The organism is Aeromonas sp. R7-4, from assembly GCF_040908055.1.
GTDB classification, from domain to species: Bacteria; Pseudomonadota; Gammaproteobacteria; order Enterobacterales; family Aeromonadaceae; genus Aeromonas; species Aeromonas sanarellii.
Genome location: NZ_JBFODA010000054.1, coordinates 14,457 through 27,019, shown reverse-complemented (window position 1 = coordinate 27,019; position 12,563 = coordinate 14,457). Strand labels below are relative to the sequence as shown.

General features: G+C 61.0%; 15 protein-coding genes. 1 reads left to right on the top strand and 14 read right to left on the bottom strand.

The window, feature by feature from the left end; genetic code table 11:
• Position 1: 1 nt before the first annotated feature.
• The 13 genes from holB to AB5Y72_RS14205 form a co-directional block, all read right to left on the bottom strand.
• The gene (gene holB / locus AB5Y72_RS14265) at positions 2–949 is read right to left on the bottom strand and encodes a DNA polymerase III subunit delta' (RefSeq protein WP_325782697.1); all 948 of its coding nucleotides are present in this window, start codon (positions 947–949) and stop codon (positions 2–4) included.
• Entirely contained in the window at positions 934–1,575 is a 642-nt protein-coding gene (gene tmk / locus AB5Y72_RS14260) for a dTMP kinase (protein WP_325782698.1), read from the bottom strand. Before tmk ends, holB begins: the two co-directional genes overlap by 16 nt.
• Positions 1,575–2,576 (bottom strand): endolytic transglycosylase MltG, encoded by a 1,002-nt coding sequence (gene mltG / locus AB5Y72_RS14255; RefSeq protein WP_042076299.1) that lies wholly within the window; start codon positions 2,574–2,576, stop codon positions 1,575–1,577. The genes tmk and mltG overlap by 1 nt, the downstream gene beginning before the upstream one ends.
• Positions 2,566–3,420 (bottom strand): aminodeoxychorismate lyase, encoded by an 855-nt coding sequence (gene pabC, locus AB5Y72_RS14250; protein WP_042076301.1) that lies wholly within the window; start codon positions 3,418–3,420, stop codon positions 2,566–2,568. The genes mltG and pabC overlap by 11 nt, the downstream gene beginning before the upstream one ends.
• Positions 3,421–3,437: 17 nt before the next feature.
• On the bottom strand, positions 3,438–4,679 hold the full coding sequence (gene fabF, locus AB5Y72_RS14245) for a beta-ketoacyl-ACP synthase II (protein WP_042076303.1): 1,242 nt from the start codon (positions 4,677–4,679) through the stop codon (positions 3,438–3,440).
• Between the two features lie 81 nt (positions 4,680–4,760).
• Entirely contained in the window at positions 4,761–4,997 is a 237-nt protein-coding gene (acpP, locus tag AB5Y72_RS14240) for an acyl carrier protein (protein WP_005300909.1), read from the bottom strand.
• A 157-nt stretch (positions 4,998–5,154) separates the two neighbouring features.
• On the bottom strand, positions 5,155–5,889 hold the full coding sequence (gene fabG / locus AB5Y72_RS14235; RefSeq protein ID WP_325782699.1) for a 3-oxoacyl-ACP reductase FabG: 735 nt from the start codon (positions 5,887–5,889) through the stop codon (positions 5,155–5,157).
• Positions 5,890–5,902: 13 nt separating this feature from the next.
• On the bottom strand, positions 5,903–6,838 hold the full coding sequence (gene fabD / locus AB5Y72_RS14230) for an ACP S-malonyltransferase (RefSeq protein ID WP_325782700.1): 936 nt from the start codon (positions 6,836–6,838) through the stop codon (positions 5,903–5,905).
• Between the two features lie 65 nt (positions 6,839–6,903).
• Positions 6,904–7,863 carry a beta-ketoacyl-ACP synthase III gene (locus AB5Y72_RS14225; RefSeq protein ID WP_042076307.1) on the bottom strand — a complete coding sequence of 320 codons (960 nt, stop codon included), beginning with the start codon at positions 7,861–7,863 and terminating at the stop codon, positions 6,904–6,906.
• Between the two features lie 9 nt (positions 7,864–7,872).
• On the bottom strand, positions 7,873–8,889 hold the full coding sequence (plsX, locus tag AB5Y72_RS14220; RefSeq protein ID WP_325782701.1) for a phosphate acyltransferase PlsX: 1,017 nt from the start codon (positions 8,887–8,889) through the stop codon (positions 7,873–7,875).
• A 9-nt stretch (positions 8,890–8,898) separates the two neighbouring features.
• Positions 8,899–9,066, bottom strand: coding sequence for a 50S ribosomal protein L32 (gene rpmF, locus AB5Y72_RS14215; protein WP_005300935.1), 168 nt, complete (start codon positions 9,064–9,066; stop codon positions 8,899–8,901).
• Between the two features lie 20 nt (positions 9,067–9,086).
• Positions 9,087–9,608, bottom strand: a complete 522-nt coding sequence (gene yceD, locus AB5Y72_RS14210; protein WP_029314532.1) for a 23S rRNA accumulation protein YceD — start codon at positions 9,606–9,608, stop codon at positions 9,087–9,089.
• A gap of 185 nt (positions 9,609–9,793) precedes the next feature.
• Entirely contained in the window at positions 9,794–10,453 is a 660-nt protein-coding gene (locus AB5Y72_RS14205) for an START domain-containing protein (RefSeq protein WP_318163301.1), read from the bottom strand.
• Positions 10,454–10,627: 174 nt separating this feature from the next.
• Here AB5Y72_RS14205 and AB5Y72_RS14200 point away from each other — a divergent pair, with 174 nt between their 5' ends.
• A complete protein-coding gene (locus AB5Y72_RS14200) occupies positions 10,628–11,209 on the top strand; it encodes a nucleoside triphosphate pyrophosphatase (protein ID WP_325782702.1) in 582 nt (193 codons plus the stop codon).
• 58 nt (positions 11,210–11,267) lie between these two features.
• Here AB5Y72_RS14200 and rluC read toward each other — a convergent pair whose 3' ends face one another.
• Positions 11,268–12,212, bottom strand: coding sequence for a 23S rRNA pseudouridine(955/2504/2580) synthase RluC (gene rluC / locus AB5Y72_RS14195; protein ID WP_216990266.1), 945 nt, complete (start codon positions 12,210–12,212; stop codon positions 11,268–11,270).
• Positions 12,213–12,563 lie beyond the last annotated feature (351 nt).

Genomic DNA, 12,563 nt, shown 5'->3' with positions numbered 1-12,563 from the left:
TTCATAACCAGCGGTGGAGCCAGTTCATCAGATGAATGGTGGGATTGGAGAGCTGCCCCGGCTGACAGGCCTCCTTGAGCGCGACGAGTTGCTGCTCCGCCTCGAGCAGCCGCTCGCTGCCGTGACGCTCGGCCAGTTGCTGGCTGAGGGTCGCCAGATCCGGCATCGCCAGCTGGTGATGGCCACAGCCCGCCTGGGTCTTGAGCGCATCGCATAGGAAGAGCTGCAGCCAGTGCAGCCTGACCTGGCAGTCCTCCGCCAGCTGGGCGCAGACGCTGGTCGCCCGGGTCGGCGTCTGGGACAGGGAGACGAAACTCTCCAGCAGCTCCCGGCGGGCAGCGTCCTGCTGCTCCTCGATATAGCGCAGCACCCGCAGCGGCGCTCCCTGGCAGATCCGCACCTGAGCCTGAGTAGCCTGATACCCCTGTTGTGCCAGCCAGGCCAGGGTCTCACCCTCCGACGGCAACCGGCAGACATGCTTGTGACAGCGGCTGAGAATGGTGGGCAACAGACGGGAGATCTGGGAGGCGATAAGCAGCAAGAGGCTGTCACCCGCCGGCTCCTCCAGGGTCTTCAGCAAGGCGTTGGCGGCGGATTCGGTCATGCGCTCGGCATCGTCAATGATCACCACCTTGCCGCGGCCGAGCTGGGCCGTGCTCTGCAGACGGCTGCAGAGCTCGCGGATGGCCTCGACCCCTATGGTCTTGCCCTCGGGCCCCAGGGTGCCGAGATCTGGGTGATGGCCCTTCTCGAACAACTGGCAGGAGTGACACTGGCCGCAGGGCTCGCCCCGTTGCGGTTGCTGGCACAAGTGCAGTCGGGCCAGGCGCTCGGCCAGCAGCTCCTTGCCAAGACCGGGATCCCCGAGCAGCAGCCAGGCGTGCCCGAGCCGTCCGGCCTGGGCCGTCTGGCTCAGGGCATGCCAGTCCGGGATCAGCCAGGGATGCATAGCCCCTCGCTTGCGAGGTAGTGATCCAGCGCGGTCTCGATGGCCGCCTTGACCCGGCCCGGCGTCTGGCCGGCATCGATCACCAGGATGCTGTCATCCTTTGCCGCAAGTTCCAGATAGCGGGCACGGGTGCGCTCGAAGAAGCTGAGCTGCTCCAGCTCGATCCTGTCCAGCTCGCCGCGGTGGCGGGCCCGCTGCAGACCGATGGCGGGATCGATGTCGAGATAGAGGGTCAGGTCCGGCTTGAAGTCGCCGAGTACCGCCCGCTTGATGGCTCCGATGAGATGGGCATCAATGCCGCGCCCGCCACCCTGGTAAGCCTGGGAGGAGAGATCGTGCCTGTCCCCCACCACCCAGATCCCCTCGGCCAGCGCCGGCTTGATGCGGGTCTCGACCAGCTGGACCCGGGAGGCGTACATCAGCAGCAGCTCGGCCTCGACGGTCAGACGCTCGTCGTGCACCTCCTTGACGATGGCGCGCATCCGCTCCGCCAGCGGTGTGCCGCCCGGCTCGCGGGTGCACTCGATGCGCTCGATGCCGTGGGCCCGCAAATAGTCGGTCACGTAGCGCACAGCGGAGCTCTTCCCTGCCCCTTCCAATCCTTCAATCACGATAAATTTAGACATTAGGGCTTCTTCAATATGTATTCGCGTACCGCCCGATTGTGTTCATCGAGGGTCTTGGAGAAATAGTGGGCCCCGCCTCCCTTGGCGACGAAGTAGAGATAGTCGGTCGACTTGGGATTGAGGGCCGCCTCGATGGACGCCTTGCCCGGCATGGCGATAGGGGTAGGCGGCAGGCCATCGATCACATAGGTGTTGTAGGGGTTCACGTCGGTCAGATCGCTGCGGCGAATGTTGCCGTCGTACCTGTCTTTCACCCCGTAGATGACGGTGGGATCGGTCTGCAGCTTCATGCCGAGGCGCAGGCGATTGACGAACACAGAGGCGATCTGGGCCCGTTCATCCGGCTGACCCGTCTCTTTCTCTATGATGGAGGCCATGATGAGCGCCTCATAGGGGGTCTTGTAGGGCAGATTGGCCTGACGCTTCTCCCAGGATGCGTCCAGGAAGGCTTTCATGTCCTGGTAGGCGCGGCGCAGGATGGAGATGTCGCTGGCATGGGTGGTATAGGCGTAGGTTTCAGGCAGGAACCAGCCCTCCAGCTTGCCATTCTCGATGCCGAGCTCCTGGGCCAGATCCGCCTCGCTCTGCTCCACGGTGAGGCGCTCCAGATAGGGGGCGCTGGAGAGCTGCTTCAGCCAGTCTTCGAAACGGGAACCCTCGACAAAGGTCAGGCTGAAGTGAAACTCCTTGCCGGAGGCGAACAGGGAGAGGGTCTCCTTGAGCGGGGCCCCTTCCTTGATCTCGTAAGTGCCTGACTTGATGGCCACCAGTTCAGGATGGCCGCGCAGCCAGAGCCGCACCGCCCAGGGACTGGTTTCCCCCTCCCCCAGCTCGGCAATCAGGCGCGCCGCGTGGGCGCCTTTCTCGACGGTAAAGAGGCGGGTCGGCCCCTTGTTGGTGAGCGTCTCCACCTGCTGCCATTTGTAATATACGTATCCCCCCGCGGCGGCAACGGTCAACGCCGCCCCCGCGAGCAGGGTGTAGAGCCGATTAAACTTCAATGACCAAACGCTCCTGTAAACGGCGGATCAATACCGGGCTGGGATAGTGCACATCCCCGATGCTGGTGATCGGCACTATGCCCATCAGGGTATTGGTCAACCATACTTCTTCGGCCTGCCACAGCGACTCCAGCGGAGCCTCCACGACACGCAGTTCAATGCCCATCTGTTTAAGCATCGTCATCACTCGCTTGCGCATGATGCCATCGATCCCGGCGCGGGAGAGATCCGGCGTGAACACCGTCCTGCCGCGACGCCAAAACAGATTTGCGCTGACCCCTTCTACCAGAAATCCCCGGCTGTTCAAGACTATACCTTCGACCCCGCCGCGCGCCGCAAGTTCGCGTTTCAGCATCACTTGTTCGAGGCGCCCCAGCGTCTTGAGGCCCGCCAGCATGGGGGCCTCACCGAGCGGCTGCTGACAGACAAGGGCCGCGATGCCGTGCTGCTGCCAGCCAGGATAATGCTCCGGGTAGGGGGCGAGGGAGACGATGCGGGTCGGTGCATCGCAGCCGCCGCTGTCATAACCCCGTCCGCCAACGCCTCGGGTCAGTACGACCTTGACGACAGCCTGCGTCTGTCCTGCCGCCATTTGCGCCACCTCGGCGGCAAGGGCATCCCAGGGTTGTTCGGCAAGGCCGAGCCTGGCGTTGGCATGCTGCAACCTGGCCAGGTGCGCCGGCCACCAGACCACCTCCCCTGCTTTCACCAGCATGGTGGTGAAATGACCGTCACCATACGCCAGACCACGATCCCTGGCGCTGAGGCTTTCTGTCGCTATTCCATTAATCAGCAAGGGGATCCCTCCGATAAAAAAGGCCCGATACTGGGTATCGGGCCTCATGGTTCGCCCAAGGCGAATTATACGCGTTTGAAGATCAGGGAGCCATTGGTGCCGCCAAACCCGAAGGAATTGGACAGGGCATACTCGAACTGGCCTGCCTTGGCCACATGGGGCACCAGATCCAGATCGCACTCCTCATCCGGGTTGTCCAGGTTGATGGTGGGGGCCACCATCTGGTCGCGCAGGGAGAGCACAGTGATGATCGCCTCGATGGCGCCCGCCGCCCCCAGCAGGTGGCCTGTCATGGACTTGGTGGAGCTGACCATCAGGGACTTGGCATGTTCGCCAAACACCTTCTTCATGCCGCGCAGCTCGGCCACATCGCCGAGGGGGGTAGAGGTGCCGTGGGCGTTGATGTAACCCACCTGCTCGGGCGCGATGCCGGCATCCTTGATGGCGTTCTTCATGGCGCGCGCGCCACCGTCACCGTCAGAGGGAGGCGCCGTCATGTGATAGGCGTCACCGCTCATGCCAAAACCGACCAGTTCGGCATAGATCTTGGCACCACGGGCCTTGGCGTGTTCGTACTCTTCCAGCACCAGTACGCCGGCACCGTCACCCAGCACGAAGCCGTCGCGATCCTTGTCCCAGGGACGGCTCGCCTTGGTCGGCTCGTCGTTGCGGGTGGAGAGCGCCTTGGCAGCGGCAAAGCCACCCATGCCCATGGGGGTGGAGGCCTTCTCGGCACCGCCGGCGACCATCACGTCCGCGTCACCGTAGGCGATCATCCGGCCTGCCATGCCGATGGCATGGGTACCCGTGGTACAGGCGGTGGTGACGGCGATGTTCGGACCCTGCAGGCCTTTCATGATGGAGAGATGACCGGACACCATATTGATGATGGTGGACGGCACGAAGAAGGGGCTCAGCTTGCGGGGGCCGCCGTTGACGAGACTGCTGTGGTTCTGTTCGATGAGACCCAGGCCGCCGATGCCGGAACCGATGGCGACGCCCACCCGCTCCGCGTTCTCTTCGGTGATGGCCAGGCCGGAATCGTCCAGGGCCTGCACGCCCGCCGCCACGCCGTACTGGATGAAGAGATCCATCTTGCGGGCTTCTTTGCGGTTGATGCCGAACGCTTCGGGGTCGAAATCTTTGACCAGGCCGGCGAAACGGGTCGCATACTCGCTGGCATCAAAATGGTCGATGAGGGAAATGCCGCTCTGCCCCTTGAGCAGGGCTTGCCAGCTGGATTCGGCAGTGTTGCCCACCGGGGAAAGCATCCCCAAGCCGGTCACCACGACTCTGCGTTTTGACACTGAGGTAGTCTCCGAGAGGTGTTTTGAAAGGGGTAAACATAAAAGAAGCGGCCCTTGGGCCGCTTCCTTCAGAACAGGAACTTATTCCTGATTAGCGGTGATGTAGTCGATAGCCGCTTGAACAGTGGTGATCTTCTCGGCTTCTTCATCAGGAATTTCGGTATCGAATTCTTCTTCCAGCGCCATTACCAGTTCAACGGTATCCAAAGAGTCAGCGCCCAGGTCGTCGACGAAGGAAGCAGCGTTCTTCACGTCTTCTTCTTTAACACCCAGTTGTTCGATGATGATTTTCTTTACGCGTTCTTCGATGTTGCTCATGACCTGAATTTTCCTTTAAAAATACGCTATTGCGTCTGGTTGGGGTAGTGTATTCAATTGACGTGAGTTTGCAAGTGACTTGCCGCTGGTCAAACCACGAAATTCGCCAAACTTCGGCGTATTATCGCAAATTTGAACAGAACTCACGACAAATTGATTACACCATGTACATCCCGCCATTAACATGCAGGGTTTCGCCGGTGATATAGGCGGCATCATCCGATGCCAAGAATACCACAGCGGCAGCAATTTCCTTCGGATCGCCCAAACGGGCGGCAGGCACCTGGTTCATGATGCCGGCGCGCTGCTCTTCGTTGAGCGCCTTGGTCATGTCGGTCTCGATGAAACCGGGAGCAACCGCGTTCACCGTGATGCCACGGGACGCCACTTCACGGGCCAGCGACTTGGTGAAGCCGACCAGACCTGCCTTGGCAGCAGCATAGTTGACCTGACCGGCATTGCCCATGGAACCGACCACGGAGCCGATGCTGATGATGCGACCGTTGCGCTTCTTCATCATGGCACGCAGCACCGGTTTGCTCAGACGATAGAGAGAGGTCAGATTGGTATCGATGATCTCGTTCCACTCGTCATCCTTCATCCGCATCAACAGGTTGTCGCGGGTAATGCCAGCGTTGTTGATCAGGATGTCGATGTCACCGAAGCGTTCCTTGATGGCGGCAAAGACAGTCTCGATGGATTCCTGGCTGGTCACGTTCAGTGCCATGCCACAGCCCTGCTCGCCCAGATAGGCGCTGATGGCCTCGGCACCGCTCTCGCTGGTCGCCGTGCCCACCACTTTCGCACCACGGGCAGCAAACGTCTCGGCAATCGCACGACCGATGCCACGACTGGCACCGGTGACCAACACAACCTTATCGGTAAAACTCATGACTTGCTCCTGTTTACTTGATCTGGGCCAGTGCCTGCTCGAACGAGGCTGCATCGTTGGCGTGAATGCCTTCCACCCGCGCATCGATGCGCTTGGCCAAGCCAGTCAGCACCTTGCCCGGCCCCATCTCGATCTCGAGGGTAATGCCGTCGTAGGCCATCTGCTCGACCGTCTCTGTCCAGCGAACCGGGCTGAACAGCTGGCGCACCAGGGCCTGCTTGATGGCGGCCGGATCCTGCTCACAGGATACGTCGACATTATTGATGACGGCGATGGCGGGAACCTTGATCTCGATCCCATCCAGGGCGGCGGCCAGCTTTTCGGCGGCCGGTTTCATCAGCGCGCAGTGAGACGGCACGGAAACCGGCAGCGGCAGCGCACGCTTGGCGCCCGACTCCTTCATCAGCACGTTGGCGCGCTCGACGGCCTCTTTGTGACCGGCGATGACCACCTGGCCCGGGGAGTTGAAGTTGACCGGAGAGACCACCTGACCTTGCGCGGCTTTCTCGCAGTTGGCGGCGATGCTGTCATTGTCCAGCCCGATGATGGCTGCCATGGCACCGGTGCCTTCCGGCACGGCTTCCTGCATGGCCAAACCACGCAGCTCGACCAGCTTGACCGCATCGGAAAACGCCAGTGCGCCGCTGCACACCAGGGCGGAGTATTCCCCCAGGCTGTGGCCGGCCATCACGGCGGGAGTTGCCCCACCCTGCTGCAGCCACAGGCGCCACAGGGCGACGGAGGCGGTCAGCAGTGCGGGCTGGGTGCGCCAGGTCTTGTTCAGATCCTCGGCCGGCCCTTCCATGACCAGGGCAAACAGGTCATAGCCCAGCACCTGGCTCGCCTCGGCGAAGGTCTCTTTAATCACGGCGTGTTGCTCGGCCAGTTCGGCCAGCATGCCGACGCTCTGGGAGCCTTGTCCCGGGAAGGCAATGGCAAATCGGGTCATCATTGATTCCTTTAAGGTAAGACGAATTCGGTAAGCGGGCGCCCGGAGTCAGACGCCGCTCGGTATCAGAGGCGAACCAGCGCAGAGCCCCAGGCAAAACCGCCGCCGAAGGCTTCCAGCAGGACCAGCTGGCCGGGTTTGATGCGGCCGTCACGCACCCCTTCATCGAAGGCGATGGGCACGGAGGCCGCGGAAGTGTTGCCGTGACGATCCAGGGTCAGGATCACCTTGTCGAGCCCCATGCCGAGTTTCTTGGCGGTGGCGTTGATGATGCGGAAGTTGGCCTGATGGGGCACCAGCCAGTCCAGCTCGCTCGGCTCGATGTCGGCGGCGGCCAGGGTTTCGGTGACGATTTCGCTCAGGCGAGTGACCGCCACCTTGAAGACGTCGTTCCCCTTCATGTACATGTAGGCTTCGAGCTCGGCCCCCGGCATGCCACGACGGGGTTGCGGCAGCTTGAGCAGCTCCCCGTAACGGCCATCTGCATGCAGGTGGGTGGAGAGGATCCCCGGCGTCTCGCTCGCGCCGATGACCACGGCCCCTGCCCCATCCCCGAACAGGATGATGGTGCCGCGATCCTCGGGATCACACATGCGTGAGAGCACGTCGGCGCCCACGACCAGTACGTGGCGAGCGGCGCCGGATTTGACGAACTGATCGGCGATGGCAAGGGCATAGGTAAAGCCGGCACAGGCGGCGGCGACGTCAAAGGCCGGGATCCCCGGCACCTCGAGCAGCCCCTGCAGTTCGCAGGCGGCGGCAGGGAAGGCATTCTCCGCACTGGTGGTCGCCAGCACTATCATGTCCAGATCCGCCGCGGTCAGACCTGCGGCGTCCAGCGCCCGCAAGGCCGCCTGGTGAGAGAGGGTCGCGACGGTTTCGTCGCTGCCCGCGATGCGGCGTTCACGGATCCCGGTGCGTTCCACGATCCATTCGTCACTGGTTTCAACCATCTGCTCAAGATCGGCGTTGGTACGGACCGAACTCGGCAGATAACTGCCAGTACCCAGAATTTTGCTATGCATAGAGTTTTATTAATCCCTGTCGGAAAAGACAGATTCAAGGCGATCTGCAATGTGCAACGGAAGTTGGTGTTTGGCTTCTTGTGCGGCCAGCAGAATCGCATGACACAGAGCGCGGCGCTCGGCCCGCCCATGGCTTTTTACCACAATGCCGCGCAATCCTAACAGACTCGCGCCATTATACTGGTCGGGGTTCAGGTAAGAAAAACGCCGTTTGAACATAAATCCCGCGAGTCGACCAAGAAAACTGCGCTTTTTGCGCGGATATCCGGCCAGTTCGGCCATCATCCGCACCACGCCCTCGGCGGTCTTGAGCGCCACGTTGCCGACAAAACCGTCGCAGACGATGACGTCACAGTCGCCGCTGAAGATCCTGTCACCCTCGATGAAACCGGCGAAATTGAGGGCGTTGCACTGGCGCAGCAGCTCCGCACTGTGGCGAACCAGGTCGTTGCCCTTGATCTCCTCCTCCCCCACGTTGAGCAGCGCCACCCGGGGGGAAGGGATCCCTTCGACCTTTTCGGCGACCACGGCCCCCATCACCGCAAATTGCAGCAAGGTATCGGCATCGCAGCTCACGTTCGCCCCCAGATCCAGCATCACGGTGCGCTTGCCATTCACGGTCGGCAGCGCCTTGATGAGGGCGGGTCTGTCGACGCCAGGCAAGGACTTGAGCACGCACTTGGCCATGGCCATCAGGGCACCGGTGTTGCCAGCGCTGACGCAGGCATCGGCGGCGCCGCTCTTGACCAGATCCAGGGTCACGCGCATGGAGGAGTCTTTCAGGGTACGCAGCGCCACGATCGGCTTTTCGCCCATGCCCACGACTTGGGAGGCATGCACGAGACGAACGCGGGGATGGTTGAGCAAGCCGTGTTGCTGCAACAGAGGAGCGGTCTGGTGTTGATCACCGACCAGGACAAGGCGTAGCTGGGGCAAAAGAGACAGTGCCTGCACGGCGGCAGGCACTGTTTCCGAGGGGCCGATATCTCCCCCCATTATGTCTAGCGCGACAGTTTGCGTAGACAAAGGCAATCCTTAAGCGATTACCTTTTTACCGCGGTAGAAACCATCGGCAGTCACGTGGTGACGACGATGAATTTCGCCACTGGTCTGATCAACAGTCAGGGCTGCGGTGGTCAGTGCATCGTGGGAACGACGCATGCCACGCTTGGCGCGGGTTTTACGGTTCTGTTGTACGGCCATGGTAGGCTAACTCCTAAAATTCACTTACGTTTGAGCGCTTCAAGAACTGCAAAGGGATTCGGCCGCTCATCAGCAGGTTCGATTTCACCCCAGGTCATCTCCATGTTTCCTCGCGGGCAGACATCCACTGGATGCATGGCCACCTGAGGCAACGAGAGGATGAGCTCATCCTCCAGGATTTGATGAAGATCTATCTCGCCGTTTTCGTCCAACTCAATGGGCTCATAAGCTTCCGGCAGTTCTTCCTCGTTTGTCCTTTCGAACAGCGGAGTGTAGATAAAACTAGCTTCACAAAGGTGTTCGAATGTCTCTCCACAACGCTGGCAAACCAGGTCGACCTTGGCATGGGCAGTGCCTTTCATAACGGTCAACTTCTGGACATCTTTGCCAAAGTGCAGGGTGACATCCACATCACTTCGCAAGCCTTCGGTTGATTCCTCCAGCCTGGGCATCTGCGACTTTTCCACTATCCCGACATAGTCGAGTAGCTTCAAGGCATTACGGACTGGATCAACCTTAACGGGCAACTTCACCTTTTGCATAGGGCGCGAATATTATAGGTCCAACAAGGGATAGTCAAAGGAAAAAGTCCTTACCACCGATGATTTTAACTGCACAGGTCCCTGCGGGGAGGAACTTGCGCTCATCGGTGGCCGATTATGCCATAAACCGCAGGATCCCGCACAGGATCCTCACCACCTCCCAGACCGGATATGGGGGCACTGTCTCACTCCGAAAGTGGCGGGCAGCGCTGGCTGGCGCCGAGCAGGTGCTGCGGATTCGCTACCCTGGGCTGCTCTTCCATCAGCCGGCGGATGGCCTGAAAACTCTCAAGGGCTCCCTTGATGGCCATGGGATTGGCCAGCCAGCCCGGCAGGTTGCTGCCCGGGTTGGTATAGGTCTCGAGTCTGATCAGGGTGGTGCCATCCGGCCTGGGCTGCGCCTCCCACCGACCCGAGCTTTCCTGGATCCGGAATCGCCCGGCCCGCACTGGCAGCGCATTGGGCTCGGCCCAGACCTCGAGCGTCAGCCCGCAATCGGCTCCCCTGCTCAGATGGGAACGGGTGATCAACTCCCTGTCCTGAACCGGCCAGGGGGCAGACAATCGGGTGTACACCAGATCATCGTCGGGACCGGACCTTGCCAGCAACCTGACTTCGCGGCTTCGGGGCAGCCACTCCTGGTGGCGCGCCGTGTTGCGCAGCACCTTCAGCAGCGCGGCGGGATCCGCATTGACCTGCATCTCCAGACGCAGCGCCAGAAAGGGCGACGGAGGTCGAGCCTGAGTCCAGAGCAGGATCCCCTCCTTCCCCGGCCGTAATTGCCACCCCTCCCCCCAGCCTGCGAAGGAAAGCAGCATCAGGGCCAGCACCGCGTATCTTGCCATCTCTCTCGGCCTCATCGTATCGCTCTATGTCATTGTCAGCCGCCGGGACGCCTGCTTCCAGCCCGGCTCCTAAGTCGCCCACTCAGAGGCAGGCAGATGATCGACGCAATTTGCGCAGCCCTGTTCGCACGGATAGAATCAAGCAATTGATTTATAAATGGATATCATCAGAAGATGCAAACGCCCTTGATCCTCGCCTCCACCTCTCGCTATCGCAAGGCGCTGCTGGAAAAACTTGGCCTGCGGTTTCAGTGTGCCTCACCCGAGGTGGACGAGACCCCTCGACCCGGGGAAACGGCAGACACCCTGGTCCGCCGGCTGGCCCATGCCAAGGCGAGCGCCATAGCACGTCAGCATGATCAGGGGTTGATCATCGGATCGGATCAGGTGTGTGTCTGCGACGGGCGTATTCTCGGCAAGCCTGGCACGGTGGAGAATGCGGTGGCGCAGTTGATGCTGGCCCAAGGCAGGAGCGTCACCTTTTACACCGGGCTGTGCGTGATCAATGCTGCGAATGGCCATGCCGAGCAGCTCGTCGAGCCTTTCACCGTGCATTTTCGCTCCCTCGATGAAGCCGCCATCCGCCGCTATGTGGAAGCCGAACGTCCCCTCGATTGTGCCGGCAGCTTCAAGTGCGAGGGGATGGGCATAGTGCTGTTCAAGGCCTTGGAGGGGCGAGATCCCAATGCCCTGATCGGGCTCCCCCTCATCGGCCTGATCGACCTGCTGGCATTGCATGGACTTGATCTGCCTTGAGACAAGGGCTGTGCCAACGATGAAAAACGGGAGCCAAGGCTCCCGTTTTTCATTCGTGTCAGCGTGGCAGCTTGGCGAGGAACGCTTCGAGCTCCGGCGACAGCGGCGCCTCCACCTGCATCTCCCGATCATCCACCGGGTGCGTGAAAGTAAGCTTCCAGGCGTGCAGGAACAGACGCTTTAGCCCCTGCCCTCGCATCTTTTCATCGAACGCGGCCTCACCGTACTTGTCATCGCAGGCGATGGGGTGGCCGGCATGCTGGGTATGCACACGGATCTGGTGGGTCCGGCCGGTGATCGGGCTGCACTCCACCAGGGTTGCCTCGGCAAACTGGCGGGCAATCCGGAAACGGGTCTCGGAGGGCTTGCCATCGCTGCTGACCCGCACCACCCGCTCGCCGGATTGCAGATCGTTCTTGCGCAGCGGCGCATTGACCACCTTGACGTGGGGTTGCCACTGGCCACGCACCAGCGCCAGGTACTGCTTGCGCATGGTCTTGACCCGCAGTTGCTCGTGCAGGCTGCGCAGGGCGCTGCGCTTCTTGGCAACCAGCAGCACGCCGGAGGTGTCGCGATCGAGTCGGTGTACCAGCTCCAGGAAACGGGCCTCCGGGCGCAGGGCGCGCAGCCCCTCGATGACGCCAAAGCTCAAGCCGCTGCCACCGTGCACCGCCATGCCGGACGGCTTGTTCAGCACTATCATGGCGTCGTCTTCAAACAGGATCTGGCTCTCCAGACGCTGGATGCTGCCGAGGTTGGCGGAGGGCAATTCGTTCTTCTCGGCGACGCGCACGGGGGGCACGCGCACCTCGTCGCCGGCACAGAGCTTGTATTCCGGTTTGATGCGCTTCTTGTTGACGCGCACCTCCCCTTTGCGAAGGATGCGATAGATCAGGCTCTTGGGGACGCCCTTTAACTGAGTCTTGAGAAAATTGTCGATGCGCTGCCCGTCATGCTCAGCTTCGATGGTGAGCAGCTGCACTTGTTGATGTATCTGTGTCATGGCGCGGATTTTAACACCGCCGACAGCCCTTGGCTGCATGCTTTGTTAAAAAATGGCGTCTTGCTATAAAAGTGATTTAAATGGGATAATAAACAAGGTTTTGTCATTGTGTTCAAGCCTTGTACTAAGTGGCCAAAATGTATGCCACCCAATCCCGAAACACCGTGTATACAAGAACATGACGGTTCCCGGGTGCGAGGTACAACGCATGGAGAACGCAAACAGAGCCGACGTAAATTGTCTCCACACCGGTATCCTTAATTCACGCCCTCTCGAGATGGCTGAACCAGAGTGCCCTTAGTTTGCGCCTCATGCATACCCCAACCGGGAGGTTGTCCAAGCATGCTGAAG